Annotated in this window: 18 protein-coding genes; 17 read left to right on the top strand and 1 reads right to left on the bottom strand. The window is 64.0% G+C overall.

Annotated features, from left to right (window positions below):
* The first annotated feature begins 18 nt into the window (after positions 1–18).
* Entirely contained in the window at positions 19–504 is a 486-nt protein-coding gene (locus tag M622_RS27725; RefSeq protein WP_157281984.1) for a hypothetical protein, read from the top strand.
* Here the strand turns inward: M622_RS27725 and nadB are convergent, their stop codons facing one another.
* Positions 505–2100, bottom strand: coding sequence for an L-aspartate oxidase (gene nadB / locus M622_RS27720; RefSeq protein ID WP_021248876.1), 1596 nt, complete (start codon positions 2098–2100; stop codon positions 505–507). It lies immediately after the preceding gene.
* A 254-nt stretch (positions 2101–2354) separates the two neighbouring features.
* On the opposite strand from nadB, the gene rpoE reads away from it, so the two are divergent.
* From rpoE to uvrC, 16 genes are all read left to right on the top strand, one after another.
* Complete coding sequence (gene rpoE / locus M622_RS27715) at positions 2355–2954, top strand: RNA polymerase sigma factor RpoE (RefSeq protein ID WP_021248875.1); 600 nt, start codon at positions 2355–2357, stop codon at positions 2952–2954.
* Between the two features lie 8 nt (positions 2955–2962).
* Entirely contained in the window at positions 2963–3523 is a 561-nt protein-coding gene (locus M622_RS27710) for a sigma-E factor negative regulatory protein (RefSeq protein WP_021248874.1), read from the top strand.
* Complete coding sequence (locus M622_RS27705) at positions 3520–4488, top strand: MucB/RseB C-terminal domain-containing protein (RefSeq protein WP_021248873.1); 969 nt, start codon at positions 3520–3522, stop codon at positions 4486–4488. The genes M622_RS27710 and M622_RS27705 overlap by 4 nt, the downstream gene beginning before the upstream one ends.
* Before the next feature lie 8 nt (positions 4489–4496).
* The gene (locus M622_RS27700; protein WP_245543047.1) at positions 4497–4955 is read left to right on the top strand and encodes a SoxR reducing system RseC family protein; all 459 of its coding nucleotides are present in this window, start codon (positions 4497–4499) and stop codon (positions 4953–4955) included.
* A complete protein-coding gene (locus tag M622_RS27695) occupies positions 4952–6379 on the top strand; it encodes a Do family serine endopeptidase (protein WP_021248871.1) in 1428 nt (475 codons plus the stop codon). The genes M622_RS27700 and M622_RS27695 overlap by 4 nt, the downstream gene beginning before the upstream one ends.
* Positions 6380–6384: 5 nt before the next feature.
* Entirely contained in the window at positions 6385–6654 is a 270-nt protein-coding gene (locus tag M622_RS27690; protein ID WP_021248870.1) for a glutaredoxin family protein, read from the top strand.
* A 52-nt stretch (positions 6655–6706) separates the two neighbouring features.
* Entirely contained in the window at positions 6707–8503 is a 1797-nt protein-coding gene (gene lepA / locus M622_RS27685; protein ID WP_021248869.1) for a translation elongation factor 4, read from the top strand.
* 10 nt (positions 8504–8513) lie between these two features.
* Positions 8514–9302, top strand: a complete 789-nt coding sequence (gene lepB / locus M622_RS27680) for a signal peptidase I (protein ID WP_021248868.1) — start codon at positions 8514–8516, stop codon at positions 9300–9302.
* 14 nt (positions 9303–9316) lie between these two features.
* Positions 9317–9679: a DUF4845 domain-containing protein gene (locus tag M622_RS27675; protein WP_031346609.1), complete on the top strand. Its 363-nt coding sequence runs from the start codon at positions 9317–9319 to the stop codon at positions 9677–9679.
* Between the two features lie 4 nt (positions 9680–9683).
* A complete protein-coding gene (rnc, locus tag M622_RS27670) occupies positions 9684–10355 on the top strand; it encodes a ribonuclease III (protein ID WP_021248866.1) in 672 nt (223 codons plus the stop codon).
* The gene (era, locus tag M622_RS27665) at positions 10352–11281 is read left to right on the top strand and encodes a GTPase Era (RefSeq protein WP_021248865.1); all 930 of its coding nucleotides are present in this window, start codon (positions 10352–10354) and stop codon (positions 11279–11281) included. The genes rnc and era overlap by 4 nt, the downstream gene beginning before the upstream one ends.
* A gap of 15 nt (positions 11282–11296) precedes the next feature.
* Entirely contained in the window at positions 11297–12058 is a 762-nt protein-coding gene (gene recO / locus M622_RS27660) for a DNA repair protein RecO (RefSeq protein WP_021248864.1), read from the top strand.
* A complete protein-coding gene (locus tag M622_RS27655; RefSeq protein ID WP_021248863.1) occupies positions 12058–12810 on the top strand; it encodes a pyridoxine 5'-phosphate synthase in 753 nt (250 codons plus the stop codon). Before recO ends, M622_RS27655 begins: the two co-directional genes overlap by 1 nt.
* Positions 12811–12832: 22 nt before the next feature.
* Positions 12833–13210, top strand: a complete 378-nt coding sequence (gene acpS / locus M622_RS27650) for a holo-ACP synthase (RefSeq protein ID WP_021248862.1) — start codon at positions 12833–12835, stop codon at positions 13208–13210.
* Positions 13211–13294: 84 nt separating this feature from the next.
* A complete protein-coding gene (gene nagZ, locus M622_RS27645; RefSeq protein ID WP_031346607.1) occupies positions 13295–14440 on the top strand; it encodes a beta-N-acetylhexosaminidase in 1146 nt (381 codons plus the stop codon).
* A 195-nt stretch (positions 14441–14635) separates the two neighbouring features.
* Positions 14636–16456: an excinuclease ABC subunit UvrC gene (gene uvrC / locus M622_RS27640; protein ID WP_021248860.1), complete on the top strand. Its 1821-nt coding sequence runs from the start codon at positions 14636–14638 to the stop codon at positions 16454–16456.
* Positions 16457–16466 lie beyond the last annotated feature (10 nt).

Genomic DNA, 16466 nt, shown 5'->3' with positions numbered 1-16466 from the left:
ATGTCGCATGGTGATGCCATGCACTTTCCGCTGACGATTCCACTCCAGCCCTCGAAGCTGGTGATCGCGTCCATCCTCGCAGCGCATGCTGCAGCGGGATGGACGCTTTTTCATGTCCCCAGCCTGGCCTTGCTACAGCCTGGCGTGCTGTGGTCGCCATTGCGAGGGGTGAGCCTGCTGCTCTGGTGTGGCGTGTTCGGCTCGCTGCTGCTCGCGCTCAGGCAGGAGCATGCAAAAGCGGGAAAGGCGCTTGTCGTGCACGCAGACGGCATGCTCACCTGCGTGTGCGCTGACGAGGTGCTCGACTACCGCGTGGGTGCAGGCGCGGTCGACTTTGGCTGGGCGCTATGGCTGCCGCTGGTGGTGTTGGTGGACGCGCAGGAGGGAACGCGCGAGCGCGTGCGACAACGCCTGATGCTGGTGCGCACGAATACGCCATCGAGGCAGTGGCGCGCGCTGCGCATATGGCTGCGGCACAAATCCGCCCTGTTGCGCGGCGACTGATCAGCTTCGCCTGTGCCGGCGTGGGGGGCGCAGTATCGTGGCGCGGGCTCGTGGCAGCAAGTCGGGATAGTCGCGCGAGTGGTGCAAGCCTCGGCTTTCCTTGCGTTTCAGGGCGCAGCGCACGATCAGGTCAGCGGTGAGCACCAGATTGCGTAGCTCGATGAGATCATTGCTGACGCGGAAGTTTGAATAGAACTCGTGAATTTCGCGCTCCAGCAAGCGGATGCGATGCTGTGCGCGCTTGAGACGTTTGGTGGTGCGGACGATGCCCACGTAATCCCACATTGCGCGCCGCAGCTCCGCCCAGTTGTGCGAGATCACCACTTCCTCATCGGCATCGGTGACACGGCTCTCATCCCAGGCAGGCAAGTCAGGGGCGGCCTGTACGGGCTTGGAGAGGATGTCCTGAGCGGCGGCCTCTCCATACACCAGACATTCGAGCAAGGAGTTGCTCGCCAGTCGATTCGCCCCATGCAGGCCGGTGCAGGCTGATTCGCCGACCGCGTACAAGCCGGGGACATCGGTGCGCGCAGCCAGGTCGGTGACGATGCCGCCGCAGGAATAGTGCGCGGCAGGGACCACAGGGATCGGCTCGCAAGTGATGTCGATGCCCAGCTCAAGGCAGCGCGCGTGGATGTTGGGGAAGTGCTCGTGCAGCCAGGCTGCGGGTTTGTGGCTGATGTCGAGGTAGACGCAATCGAGACCGCGTTTTTTCATCTCGAAATCGATTGCGCGGGCGACGATGTCGCGCGGCGCCAGCTCTTCGCGTGCATCGTGCTCCGGCATGAAGCGCGTGCCATCGGGTAGCTTCAGCAAGCCCCCCTCGCCGCGCACCGCTTCGGAGATGAGGAAGGACTTTGCCTGCGGGTGGTAGAGGCAGGTCGGATGGAACTGGATGAACTCCATGTTCGCCACCCGACAACCTGCACGCCACGCCATTGCCACTCCGTCGCCGGTGGCGACATCGGGGTTGGTCGTAAACAGATACACCTTGCCGGTGCCGCCGGTCGCCAGCACCGTGTTGCGCGCGGCGAAGGTCAACACCTTGCCGGCCTCGATATCGAGCACATAGGCGCCGAGACAGCCCTCTCCCGAGTGGCCGACCTTGTCGCCGAGGATGAGGTCGACCGCGATGTGGTGCTCGAAGATGTCGATGTTGGGGTGCGCCCGAACCTGCGCCGACAGCGTCGACTGCAGCGCGGCGCCGGTGGCGTCGGCAGCATGGATGATGCGCCGGTGCGAATGCCCGCCCTCGCGCGTGAGGTGATAGCCCAGCTGCGTGTCCGGCTCACGGGTGAATGGGACGCCGCGGTCGATCAGCCATTCGATCGCGCGCTTGCCGTTCTCCACCACGAAACGCGTCGCGTCCGGGTCACACAGGCCTGCGCCAGCAGTGAAGGTGTCCTGAATGTGCGCTTCGATGCTGTCGGCGGTGTCGAGCACGGCGGCAATCCCGCCCTGCGCCCAGTTGCTCGCGCTGTCGGCGAGCTCACGCTTGGTGACGAGGGCGACGCTGTGGCTGTCGGCGAGGCGCAGAGCCATCGACTGGCCGGCCGCGCCGCTGCCAAGAATGAGTACGTCGTACTGTTTCAGCAAGATGTCGCTCGAGCTCGTGGAAAAGAGGCAAAAATATAGCACGCATGGCCGTGGCCACGGCAGATGCCGCCTGCACACCTCGCCAGCGCGGCAGCCGCGCGAGGGCGAACAGGGGCAAGAGACCTTGCCAGCGTATGAACTAATCAGCAGGCCCTGTGTCTGTGCTTTTAACTTCTACTTTTGGTGAGGGCTGGGGTGCTCGCTTATAATCCTGGTGTTTTGTCATTTGAATAGCCGGGAAGAACGAACACTCCATGACCGATCGTGAAATCGATCAGCAGCTCGTCGAACGCGTGCAGCGCGGCGACAAGCAGGCTTTCGGCTTGCTGGTAACCAAGTACCAGCGCAAGCTCCATCGCCTGTTGTCCCGCCTGATTCGCGATTCAGCCGAAGTCGAAGACGTGGCGCAGGAGACCTTCATCAAGGCTTACCGTGCGCTGGGTTCGTTCCGCGGGGACAGTGCGTTTTACACGTGGTTGTACCGAATCGGTATCAACACCGCCAAGAACTATCTGGTTTCGCAGGGACGCAGGGCACCGACTTCCACGAGTTTCGATTCCGAGGAAGCGGAGAACTTCGAAGATGGGGATCAACTGCGCGATATCAACACGCCAGAGCGGCTGATGATGACGCGCCAGATTGGCGAAACCATCGAAGAGGCGATGGCAGCTCTACCCGAGGAGTTGCGAACGGCCATCATGTTGCGCGAGCTCGATGGGCTCAGTTATGAGGAAATCGCCAACATCATGGAGTGCCCGATCGGAACGGTGCGCTCGCGGATATTTCGCGCGCGTGAAGCGATTGCAGAACGCCTGCGGCCGTTGCTCGATACGGCCCCGGACAAACGTTGGTAGGTGTACGCATGAAGGACAAGCTTTCAGCCCTGATCGATGGAGATCTTGACGAAAATACGATGCGCCCGGTTTTTGACAGGCTCCGCCGTGATGATTTGTTGAGAAAGGATTGGGAGGCGTATTGCCTGATTGGCGACCATATTCGCGGCGACGGTGCTGGAGCGCTTGATTTCGTCGATCGCGTGATGGCAGGGCTGGAAGCGGAGCCGACGGTGCTTGCGCCTGCCGCGTCCACCGCTACTGCGGCCCGCCGCTCTGCGCTGCAGGCCTTGATGCCGATCGCGGCGTCGGTGATGGGCGTCGCTGCGGTAGGGCTCGTGGCCGCCACCCTTTACTCCCAGGATGCGGCGGTGGCGCCTGCGAGCGTCGCGGTGCAGCGCATCTCTGCCCAGCCGCTGCTGGCTGCCAGCGCGCAGATGGGCAGTCTCACTGGCGGCGCCCAGGTGCATGCGGACGACCCCATGCGCGAATACGTGTTCGCACATCAGGGTGTCAGTGGCGGGCCGATGCCGGCTGCAGTGCAGTATGTGCGGACCGTCTCGGCGCAAAGTGCAGGTACAGGTCGATGAGGCTGTTTGCCGCCATTGTCGGCATCTGTGCCGCCTTGTTGCATCTGCCCGCGCTTGCAGACACGCCCGACGACCCCTTGGCATGGCTCGGACGCATTGCTTCGGCAGGGCAGCGACTCAATTACGTGGGCACCTTCATCTACCAGTCGGGCGGCCAGGTTGAAACCTCGCGCATCGCGCACAGGTTTGAGGGCGGGCTGGAATACGAGCGCCTGGAAGTGATGGATGGCAGTCCGCGCGAGGTGATTCGCAGTGGCGCTGAAGTGCGCTGTGTGCTGCCCGAACAAAAGACCGTGATCATCGATGAGGCAACCGGGCGCCGTGCATTTCCGGCACGCTTGCCGATGTCGCCGGTGGGCCTGGCCGAAACCTACCGCATCCGCAAGGGAGATGTGGTGCGCGTGGCCGGTATGGAAGCGCAGTCGATCGTTCTCGAGCCACGCGACGAATTGCGCTACGGCCATACGCTGTGGGCTGAGTTGCATTCCGGCCTGTTGTTGAAAGCCCGTACCGTGAATGCGGCAGGACAGGTCATGGAGCAGTTTGGCTTCAGCGACGTCCGCATCGGTGGCGAGGTCAGTGACGATCTGCTCAAGCCGCGCTTTCCGGATATCGAAGGCTGGCGCGTCGTGAACGCCCGTGGCAGCGAACTGGCGAAAGCCGATAGTGGCTGGGTAGTGGTCGAGCAAGTCCCCGGCTATGTGCTGACGTCCGTGATGCGCAGGCCGCTGGGACCCGATCGCGGTCAGGCAGTGCACATGGTTTTCAGCGATGGGCTGGCGTCGGTGTCGGTGTTCATCGAACCGGTGGCCGACACCACGACGCTCGGGCTTGGCGCGCTCGCCAGTGGCGCGATCAGCATCTACAAGCGTGTCCTCAATGGGCATTTGATCACCGCGCTGGGTGAAGTGCCGGAGGCGGCAGTAAAGCGTATCGGTGATGCCATCCGGCCCGCGGTGCAGTGATGCAGGCGATGGCGCAGGTTCTGCGCGTCGAGACGGGACACGCCTGGTTGCGTGTCACCGATGCGGGCGGTGGCTGCGGGCGGTGTGATGAGCCGGGAGGCTGTCGTTCGGTGCAGATCACGCAGGCCTTCGGCTTGCCGAAGGCCGAGTTTGTCTTGCCCACGGCGCTGGAGCTGCGCGCCGGAGACAAGGTGGTGATCAGCATTCCCGACGGCGCGCCGCTCAAGGCCGCGCTGGCGAGCTACGGACTTGGGGTCGTGCTGCTCGTCGCCGGCGCCGCGCTCGGCGAGGTGTGGTCTGCAGACGGTGCGGGCGATCTCGGCGCGGCGCTGGGCGGGCTGGCTGGTTTGCTGCTGGCCTTTGCCCTCAATCGCGTGCTGTTTCGCAGCCGCAACTGGCGTGCCCAGTTGCGCATGGAGCTTGCCGCGCAAGTAGTCTGTTTGCAGTCGATCGCGGAAAATCAATGAGTTTTGTCTCGCTGCGTCAACTTGTCGCTGTGGCTGCTACGGTCGCGAGCTCTCTCCTCGTGCCCATGGCGGCGGCCACCCAGCTGCCGGATTTCACGGCGTTGGTGGAAAGGCAGGGCGCGGCTGTGGTCAATATCAGCACCCGCCAGGCGCGTGCCGAGCGGCCGCAGATGCCGCAGCCCTTTCCGGGCATCGATGAGTCGGACCCCATGTTCGACTTCTTTCGCCGCTTCATCCCCAAGCGGCCCGAGTTTCCCGGCGCCGACCCCGACAACCCGTCTCTTGGGTCGGGCTTCATCATCAGTGCTGACGGTTACATCCTGACCAACGCGCACGTCGTCGAGGAGGCGGAGGAGATTCTTGTCCGCCTTGCCGACAAGCGTGAGTATCCGGCGCAGGTGATCGGTGCCGATGTGCGTAGTGATGTGGCCCTGATCAAGATCGAGGCGAGCGGCTTGCCCGCCGTCACCCTGGGCGATCCGGACAAGCTCAAGGTGGGTGAATGGGTGCTGGCGATCGGATCGCCGTTCGGTTTCGAGCAGTCGGTGACGGCCGGTATCGTGAGTGCGAAGGGGCGCGCCTTGCCTGACGAGAGTTTTGTCTCCTTCATCCAGACCGATGTCGCGATCAATCCAGGAAACTCCGGCGGCCCGCTGTTCAACCTGAAAGGCGAGGTGGTTGGCGTCAATTCGCAGATCTATAGTCGCACCGGCGGTTACATGGGCGTCTCGTTTGCGATTCCGATCGACCTTGCGATGGGCGTTCAGGAGCAGCTGCGCAGCAAGGGGCGCGTGCAGCGTGGACGCATCGGCGTCGCGATTCAGGAAGTGACGCGGCAGTTGGCGGACAGTTTCGGGCTGCCGCGTGCAGCGGGCGCAATCGTGAGCTCGGTTGAGCTCGACGGCCCGGCGGCCCGCGCCGGTGTGTTGCAGGGTGATGTGATCCTGCGCTTCGGGGGCAGGGAGGTCGATGCTTCGAGCGATCTGCCGCGCATCGTGGCCGCCGTCGAGCCGGGATCGCTGGTCGCAGTGGATGTCTTTCGCGGTGGTGCGCCCCTGAGCGTGCAGGTGACGGTCGGCGAATGGCAGGACCCCAAGGAAGCACCCGTCGCGGGGGCGCCGACACGCCTGTTGCCCGCTCCCAACCGGCTCGGCCTGGTTCTGACCCTGCCCACGCCCGCCCAGCGCCGCGAGCGCGGCATCGACGCCGGTCTTATCGTCGAACGTGCGCAGGGCGCAGCAGCGCGTGCCGAGATCCGCCCGGGAGACCTCGTCCTGGCGCTGGTGATCGGCGGGCGCCAGCTCACGCTGAGCTCCACCGCGGAGTTCAACCGCCTGGTGGGCGGTGTTCAGCCTGGGCAGCAGGTGACGCTGCTGGTGAGGCGCGGTGATGCCAGCTCCTTTGTCAGTCTGAGCGCGGAGTGATGGAAATGAATGCTGATCGCCAACGCTTCACTGTGCTCAGCCGACAATGGTGTCATCTGTGCCATGTTCTGGTCGATGCGCTCCAGCCCATTGCCGACGAGTATGGCTGGGACATCGAGGTGCTCGACGTGGATGAGCATCCCGCGCTGGAAGCACGCTGGGGCGAGTGGGTACCGGTGCTGCTGCACGGCGACCATGAACTCTGCCATTACCACCTCGATGAGGCCGTAGTGCGCGCTTATTGCAGCGTTTTTCCGCTAGAATCGCGGGCTTGACGACGCCAACCATTCCGCAAAAGGGTGCTGCAAGGCACCCTTTTCGTTTCGCATGAACCACATCAGAAACTTCTCGATCATCGCCCACATCGACCACGGTAAATCCACCCTGGCCGATCGAATCATTCACTTCTGCGGGGGCCTGTCCGACCGCCAGATGGAGTCGCAGGTACTCGATTCGATGGACATCGAACGCGAGCGCGGCATCACCATCAAGGCGCAGACGGCCGCGCTGAACTACAAGGCCAAGGACGGTCAGGTCTACAACCTGAACCTGATCGACACTCCGGGACACGTCGATTTCTCCTACGAGGTCAGCCGCTCGCTGTCTGCCTGCGAGGGCGCACTGCTGGTGGTCGACGCCTCGCAGGGCGTCGAGGCGCAGACGGTGGCGAACTGCTACACCGCGCTCGAGCTCAATGTCGAAGTCGTGCCGGTGCTCAACAAGATCGATCTGCCCGCAGCCGACCCTGAGAGCGCGCGTGCGGAGATCGAGGACGTCATCGGCGTCGATGCATCCGAAGCCATCCTGTGCTCGGCCAAGTCCGGCCTGGGCGTGGTCGATGTGCTCGAGGCCGTCGTCGCCCGTATCCCGCCGCCGGTGGGCAATCCGGAAGGGCCGCTGAAGGCGCTGATCATCGACTCCTGGTTCGACAACTACGTCGGCGTGGTGATGCTGGTGCGCGTGGTCGACGGCGTGCTCAAGCCCAAGGACCGCATCCTGCTGATGTCGTCCGGTGCGCAGTACCCCTGCGATCAGGTTGGTGTGTTCACCCCGCACTCGGTTGCCCGCGACAAGCTGTGCGCCGGTGAGGTGGGCTTCATCATCGCCGGCATCAAGGAGATCGACGCCGCCAAGGTGGGTGACACGGTCACGCTGGCAAACAAGCCGGCTACCGGGGCCTTGCCCGGCTTCAAGGAGATCAAGCCGCAGGTGTTCGCCGGCCTGTATCCGGTGGAGTCGTCCGAATATGACCAGTTGCGTGATTCGCTCGAGAAGCTGCGCCTGAACGACTCCTCGTTGCAGTTCGAGCCCGAAGTGTCGCAGGCGCTGGGCTTCGGCTTTCGCTGCGGCTTTCTCGGCCTGCTGCACATGGATATCGTGCAGGAGCGCCTCGAGCGCGAGTTCGAGATGGATCTGATCACCACCGCGCCCACGGTGGTGTACGAAGTCGTGCTCAACAACGGCGACATCATCCACATCGAGAACCCCGCGAAGCTTCCCGAAGTCGGCAAGTACGCCGAGATCCGCGAACCCATCATCACCGCCACGATTTTCCTGCCGCAGGAATATGTCGGCTCGGTGATCACGCTGTGCACCCAGAAGCGCGGCATGCAGGTGGACATGCGTTACCACGGCCGCCAGGTGCAGCTGATCTACGAGATGCCGATGAACGAAGTGGTCATGGACTTCTTTGACCGCCTGAAGTCGGTGTCGCGCGGCTATGCCTCGCTCGACTATGAGTTCAAGGAATATCGCACGGCAGACCTGGTCAAGCTCGATCTGATGGTGGGCGGCGAGAAGGTCGATGCCTTGTCGGTCATCGTGCACCGCGCGAGCGCGCAATATCGCGGCCGTGAGCTTGCCACCAAGCTGCGCGGTCTGATCCCGCGCCAGATGTTCGACATCGCCGTGCAGGCGGCGATCGGCGCGCACATCGTCGCGCGCGAGACCATCAAGGCCTTGCGCAAGAACGTGCTCGCCAAGTGTTACGGCGGCGATATCTCACGCAAGAAGAAACTGCTCGAGAAGCAAAAGGAAGGCAAGAAGCGCATGAAGCAGGTCGGCAACGTCGAGATCCCGCAGGAGGCCTTCCTCGCGGTCCTGCGCACCGACGAAGGCAAGTGACGGCAAGCGCATGAACTTTGCACTGATCCTCTTTCTCCTGCTCCTTGCCAGCGGCGCGCTGTGGTTCTTCGATTTCTTCCACGCCCGCAAGCAGCGCGCCGCCAATGCGCCCGCGCCGTGGTGGGTCGAGTACGGTGCGAGCTTCTTCCCCGTGATCCTGATCGTGTTCGGCCTGCGCTCCTTCGTCGTCGAGCCGTTCAAGATTCCCTCGGGCTCGATGATTCCGACCCTGCTCGTGGGCGACTTCATCCTCGTCAACAAGTGGACCTATGGCATTCGGCTGCCGGTGATCAACAAGAAGATCATTGACGTCAATCTGCCGCAACGTGGCGACGTGATGGTGTTTCGCTATCCCGCCGACCCCACGCTGGACTATATCAAGCGCGTCGTCGGCCTTCCCGGTGACCGCGTCGAATACCTCAACAAGCGTCTTGTCATCAATGGCGAAGCGGTTGCGCTTGAGGAGTCGGGTACCTACCTGCACCCCGATCGGCTCTATTACTCGCCGCAATTCACCGAGAGGCTGGGTGAAGTCGAGCATTCGGTGCTGATCGAGCAGGACGCACCGGCATTCGTGCCGCAGGTGATGAATTTTCCCGGCCGTGAAAACTGCACCTATACCAGCAGCGGTGTGGCGTGTACGGTTCCTGCCGGGCATTACTTCATGATGGGCGATAACCGCGACGCGAGCAGCGACAGCAGGGTGTGGGGTTTCGTGCCGGAACAGAACATCGTTGGCAAGGCCTTTTTCATCTGGTTCAATTTCAACGACATGAAGCGCATTGGCCGCTTTCACTGAAGGTGGAAAAAATGATGAACCGCAAGCATCAGGGTGGTGTGAGCCTGGTCGGCATGCTGCTGCTTGGCGTTATTGCCGTGTTCGTGCTGTTGATGGTTTTCCGGACGGTTCCGGCGGTCACCGAATACCTGGCGATCGAGCGCATCGTCGGCGTGCTCGCCAGTGAGGGTGACAATGGCGCGACCGCAGCCGAACTGCGCCGCAGCTTCGATCGCCGTGGCGAGATCGACAATATTTCATCGGTCGCAGGCTCGGATCTCGAGATCGTCAAGGACGGCAACCAGACCGTGGTCGAAGTCGATTACGTGCGCACGGTGCCGATGGTCGCCAACCTCAGTTTGCTGATCGAATTCCATGCCAGCAGCAAGGCGCGCTGACGACATGACATTGGACGCATTTCAAGCGCGCCTCGGACATCGTTTTGCGAACAGCGGCTTGCTCGCCGAGGCCCTGACCCACCGCAGCTTCGGTCAGCCCAACAATGAGCGCTTCGAGTTTCTCGGTGACAGCATTCTCAACTGCGTGATGTCGATGGCGCTTTTCGCGCGCTTCGAACAACTGCGCGAAGGTGAGTTGTCGCGCGTGCGCGCTTCGCTGGTGCGTCAGGATGCGCTCTATCGCATCGCGCTCGAGCTCGATCTGGGCGACGCCCTGCGCCTTGGCGAAGGCGAGCTGAAGTCGGGTGGTGCGCGCCGTCCGTCCATCCTCGCTGATGCGCTCGAGGCCGTGTTCGCGGCGGTTTTCCTGGATGCCGGCTTCGATGTGGCGCAGTCCGTGATCAATCGCCTGTATGTGCCGCTGCTGGCCGAGGTCGATCCGCGACGCCCGAGCAAGGACCCGAAGACGGTGTTGCAGGAATGGTTGCAGGCGCGCAAGGTGGCGCTGCCGACGTATTCGATGGTGCAGGCGCTGGGCGAGGCGCATGCGCAGGAGTTCGAGGTGGCCTGCGAAGTGCCCAGATTTGGTGTCCGCACCCTCGGACGTGGCCCCAGTCGCCGTGTGGCGGAACAGCAGTCGGCCGAGCTTGCGCTGGCGGAGTTGAGGAACAAATGAACGAACAACACCCGGATGACAGCACTGGCATGCATGGCGACGCGGACGGCTTTCGCGCCGGCTTCGTCGCCATTGTCGGTCGCCCCAACGTCGGCAAGTCCACCCTGCTCAATCGTCTGATCGGGCAGAAGATCAGTATCGTCTCGAGCAAGGCGCAGACCACGCGCCACCGCGTCACCGGCATCCTCACCGAAGCCGAGGCCCAGTTCGTCTTTGTCGATACGCCGGGTTTCCAGACCCATCACCGCAATGCGCTCAACCGCTCGATGAATCGCACCGTGTCGCAGGTGCTGGCTGACGTCGACCTGGTGTTCTTCGTCATCGAGGCCGGCCGCTTCAGCGATGATGATCGCAAGGTGCTGGGGGTGATTCCCGAATCGTCCAAGGTGATCCTGGTGATCAACAAGATCGATCAGCTCAAGGACAAGGCCCGCCTGCTGCCTTACATCGACGAGCTGCGCCAGCTGCGCGACTTCACCGAGATCGTGCCGCTGTCTGCCGAGAAAGGGCGCAACATCGACTCCCTGATCAAGGCCGCCACCCCCCTGCTGCCGGTGGGCAGGCCGATGTTCGAGGAAGACGCGGTCACCGATCGCAGCGAGCGCTTTCTCGCCTCCGAGTTCCTGCGCGAGAAACTGTTCCGCCTGCTCGGTGATGAATTGCCCTACGGGATTGCGGTCGAGATCGAGAAGTTCGAGGTCGAAGGCAATCTGCGTCGCATCTTCGCCGCGGTCATCGTCGATAAGCCCGGTCACAAGTCGATGGTGATCGGGCACGGCGGCGAAAAACTCAAGCGCATCTCGTCCGAAGCGCGCGTCGAGCTCGAGAAGCTCTTCGACGGCAAGGTCTATCTCGAAGTCTGGGTCAAGGTCAAGAGTGGCTGGGCTGACGACGAGCGCGCGCTCAAGAGCCTCGGTTACGAGTAAGGCGGCCAGCGGCAGATGGCGGGCGCGAAGCAACGCATCGAGCAGCAGCCCGCCTGGCTGTTGCATGGCCTGCCGTGGCGCGAGACCAGCCTGATCGTGGAGGTCTTCTCGCGCGACCTGGGTCGGGTCGGGCTTGTCGCCAAGGGCGCACGCCGTCCGCTGTCCCAGCTTCGCGGTGTGTTGATGGCCTTCCAGCCGCTGTTGATGGACTGGTCGGGCGCAGGCGAGGTCAAGACCCTGATCCGCGCTGAATGGCAGGGTGGTCAGCCCTTGTTGATCGGGCGTGCGCTGCTCTGCGGCTACTATCTCAATGAATTGCTGGTTCGCCTCACCGCGCGCGAGGACCCCCATCCGCGCCTGTTTGCAGCCTATGCCGAGGCCATGGCGGCGCTCGGTCGCGGCGAGTCGCAGCCCCCCATCCTGCGCCGCTTCGAGCTGGCGCTGCTGCAGGACCTCGGCTACGAGGCGGCGCTTGTGGTCGAAGGCGACAGCGGCGTAGCCGTGCAGCCGGACGAGCGCTACCTTTATGTAATCGAGCGTGGTCCGGTGCGGCTGGAGACGCTCGCCGAGGAAGGCGTCGACTGCACTGATCCCACGGCAGTGGGCGATCAGCCGCTGATTTCGGGGCAGACCCTGCTCGACATGGCTGACGATGATTTTTCCCGTGCGCAAACGCTGGCCCAGTCCAAGCATCTGTTGCGCATGCTGATCAACCACACCCTGGGCGGAAAGCCGCTGCATTCGCGCCGGGTGTTGAAGGAACTGCAGGAGTTGTGATGATCGAACTCGGCGTCAATATCGACCACGTCGCCACGCTGCGCCAGGCGCGTCGTACCTGGGAGCCAGACCCGGCGTGGGCGGCGGTGGAGGCACATCTTGGTGGCGCCGATGGCATCACCATCCACTTGCGCGAGGACAGGCGCCACATCAACGATGACGATGTGCGCCGCCTCGCCGAGCTCACCCAGGTCAAGCTCAACCTCGAGATGGCGGCCACCGACGAGATGGTCGACATCGCCTGCCGTACCCGACCGCAGATGGCGATGCTGGTGCCCGAGGGGCGCCACGAAGTCACCACCGAGGGTGGGCTGGACATCATCGCGCAAGAGCTGCGCCTCAAGGACGTGATTGCCCGCCTCGCCGACGCCGGCATCGTCACCAGTGTGTTCATCGACGCCGAAATCGAACAGATCGAGGCTGCGGCGCGTATTGGCGCCCGCGTGTGCGAAATCCACACCGGCCCTTACGCCCACGCCTTCCATGGCGCCGGACGCGATAGCGAAGCAGCGCCGGTGCGGGTCGAGCTCGACAAGATACGCAGCGCCGGCGAGGCGGTCCGCCATCTGGGCATGCGTTTCAATGCTGGGCACGCGCTGAACTATTACAACGTAGGGCCGATTGCGCGCCTGCACGGCGTTCGTGAGTTGCACATCGGCCACGCCATCGTCAGCCGTTCGATCTTCGTCGGCCTGCGTCAGGCGGTCGCCGAGATGAAGCGCCTGCTGCGCGAAGCCGCGCAGATGGGCTGAGAGCGGTGGAGCGAGGCAGGGCGTGATTCACGGCATCGGCACCGACATCGTGCGCGTTGAGCGCCTGCGCACCGCGCTCGCGCGCCACGGCGAGCGCTTCGCCCTGCGCATCCTCGCCGCGACCGAAGTCGAGGCCTGGCGTGCACACCGCGACCCCGCACGCTTCCTCGCCAAGCGCTTTGCTGCCAAGGAAGCCTTCGGCAAGGCGCTCGGTACCGGCGTCGCAGTGCCCGCAACCCTGCACGCGGTCGCGGTTGGCCACGACTCCTTGGGCAAGCCACGCTATGTCTACGACGAACGGTTGACGCTGCACATGGAAAATAATTGCTTGCGTGCCCACCTCAGCATTACGGATGAGGACGACACGGTGGTGGCCTTTGCCGTCATCGAGCAGGCTTGAACGGCACACCGTTCACAGGCGGTTCGGCGGCGCCTCAGCCCCCCCGCAAACAGTGATCTTGTGCGACATGAGAATGCGATGAACCTGTCCCTGCCCATCCACCGGCCGCGCGGCCCCGTCATGATCGACGTCGTCGGCACCGTCCTCACCAACGACGAGCGCGAGCGTCTGCTCGATCCGCTGGTCGGCGGCGTGATCTTGTTTGCACGCAACTTCATTGGCTCGGATGAGCTGTGCGCACTCACCAGCGAGATTCGCGCCTTGCGTGACCCGGCGCTGATCGTCGCGGTCGATCATGAAGGGGGCAGGGTGCAGCGCTTCCGTAGCGAAGGCTTCACCCGCCTGCCTTCGATGCGCAGTCTCGGCGCGCTGTGGGAACAGGACCACCTTGGCGCGCTCGAAGCGGCACAGGCGACCGGCTTCGTGCTCGCGGCCGAGTTGCGTGTCCATGGTGTCGATCTCAGCTTCGCGCCCGTGCTCGATCTCGACTACGGGGTCTGCAGCGCCATCGGCAGCCGCGCTTTTCATCGTGATCCGCAGACGGTTGCTGCGCTCGCGCAGGCGCTGGTGGCCGGCATGGCATGGGCGGGGATGGGAGCGGTGGGCAAGCATTTTCCAGGTCATGGCTGGGTGGAGGCAGATTCACACCACGCAGTTCCGCTCGATGAACGTGATTTCGCTACCGTATGGGAAGAGGACATCGCTCCCTATCGCCATCGTCTGGGCCGTCAGCTCGCCGGAGTGATGCCGGCCCACGTCATCTATCCGCGTGCTGACCCCAGCGCCGAACCCCAGCCTGCCGGCTTTTCCGCCTTCTGGCTCAAGGAGGTGCTGCGTGATCGGCTTGGCTTCAAGGGCGTGATCTTCAGCGATGACCTCAACATGGAAGGCGCTCGTGTCGCCGGCGACATCGTCGGCCGCGCCAAGGCCGCCTACGGCGCGGGCTGCGACATGTTGCTGGTGTGCAACCGTCCCGACCTGGTTGCCGAGCTGCTGGATCGCTGGGCTCCGATTCCAGATAGGGACAAGCTCGCCCGCCTGGCCGCAATCGTCCCTGCCACGCCAGCCCCGCCCTGGCTCACCGACCCCTTCGCGCTGGAGTTGCACGCGGCCTATGTCCACGCCCGCGAACGTGTCGCAGCCATCCCCGATGACTCAGGCTCCACACCCAGCATGACCGCAGCCACAATCGGCGAGCAGCGCACTGAACGGTTGCCCAGGAACGGATAAGGACCCGGCGCGCGGGACATGCAGAACCACCGCTCGCCGATCACGAGCCTGCGCTGGAGTGGGTGCGGGGCGTTTGTGCAGTGGGCGAGGACTGTCTGAGCGAGCATGGCGAGCGAGTTCCGCAGCCCACGGAACAAATGCCCCGCATCCACTCCAATGACTGAACGCTTTCGCGCTGAAACACCACCAAGCCCCATGACCGCTCCGACACCAACCACCCCCGTCTTCGACCCCAAGCCCTTCCTGCGCACCCTCACCGAGGAACCCGGCGTGTATCGCATGATCGGCGCCGACGACAAGGTGCTCTACGTCGGCAAGGCGAAAAACCTCAAGCGCCGGGTGTCGAGCTATTTCCAGAAAACGCTCTCCAGCCCGCGCATCGCCATGATGGTGGCGCAGATCGTGCGTGTTGAAACCACCGCCACGCGCTCCGAGGCCGAGGCCCTGATCCTCGAGAACAACCTCATCAAGAGCCTGGCGCCGCGCTACAACATCCTCTTTCGCGACGACAAGACCTACCCCTACATCGAGCTCTCCGCCGACGCCTTCCCGCGCCTGGCCTACCACCGCGGTGCTTTTACCAAGGGCGCACGCTACTTTGGGCCCTTCCCCAACGCCTGGGCGGTGCGCGAAAGCATTCATCTGCTGCAGAAAACCTTTCAGCTGCGCACCTGCGAGAACAGTGTCTTTGCCAACCGTTCGCGCCCCTGCCTGCTGCACCAGATCAAGCGCTGCACCGCACCCTGTGTGGACCTGATCGACAGCGCCGCCTATGCAGCGGACGTGAAGCTCGCGACTCGCCTTCTGGACGGCCAGACCAACGAGGTCGTGGAGGCGCTGAGCGCGCGCATGCAGGACGCGGCCGAGCGCCTGGCCTTCGAAGAAGCCGCGGCCTGTCGTGATCAGCTGCGCGGGCTGCAGGCGGTGCTGCACAAACAGTTCGTCGATAGCCGTAAGGACGAAGACGTCGACATCCTCGCTGCGGTCGAGTCCGATGGACTCATCTGCGTCAATATCGCCATGGTGCGCGGCGGCCGCCACCTTGGCGACCGACCGCAGTTTCCGAGCGGCGCGGCGGTGTCGGGTGCGGCCGACAGCTTGCTCGCCTTCGTCGAACAGCATTACAGCCAGCATCCGATCCCGGCCCGGCTGCTGGTCAATCTTGCCCCCGAGCCGGTGCGCGAGATCCTGGTTGAAATCAGCGATCGTCCACCGGGCGTGGTGTCGCCGCGTTTTGCTGGGGAGAAGGCGTGGATGGAGATGGCGGAAAACAACGCACGGCTGGCCATCCAGGCGCGCGCGCGTGACACCGGTCGCATCGAGCAGCGCCTCGAGGCCCTGCGCGTGGCGCTCGACCTGGACGAGGCACCGCAACGCATCGAGTGCTTCGACATCAGCCACACCATGGGCGAGGCCACGGTGGCGTCCTGCGTGGTGTGCGAGGCCGGCGCCATGAAGCGCGCCGAATATCGCCGCTACAACATCAAGGGCATCACCCCGGGCGACGACTTCGCCGCGATGCGTCAGGCGCTTGAGCGCCGCTATGGCAAGGTCGCGGCCGGCGAGGGCGTGTGTCCGGATCTGATCCTGATCGACGGTGGCAAGGGCCAGGTCAGCGCTGCGCGCGCGATTCTTGCCGAGCTCGGCCTGGAGGCGGTGGCGATGGTGGGGGTGGCGAAGGGCGAGGGGCGCAAGGCCGGCCTCGAGACCCTGATCTTTCCCGATGGGCGCGAAGGTCTGGTGCTGGGGGGAGAGTCGGCGGCGCTGCATCTCATCGTCGAGATTCGCGACGAAGCCCACCGCTTCGCCATTACCGGCCACCGCGCCAAGCGCGGCAAGACGCGGATCGGCTCTAAGCTCGATGACATCCCCGGTGTGGGCCCCGCGCGCCGGCGCAACCTGCTTGCCGCCTTTGGCGGACTGGATGGCGTGCGCGAAGCCACCGTCGAGGATCTGTGCCGGGTGGAAGGTGTCAGCCGCAAGCTGGCCGAACACATCCACGCTGCGCTGCGCTAGGCAACCAGCA

Source organism: Thauera terpenica 58Eu, from assembly GCF_000443165.1.
GTDB classification, from domain to species: domain Bacteria; phylum Pseudomonadota; class Gammaproteobacteria; order Burkholderiales; family Rhodocyclaceae; genus Thauera; species Thauera terpenica.
Note: the sequence above shows the minus strand (reverse complement) of the source record. Positions and strands in the feature narration are given on the sequence as shown.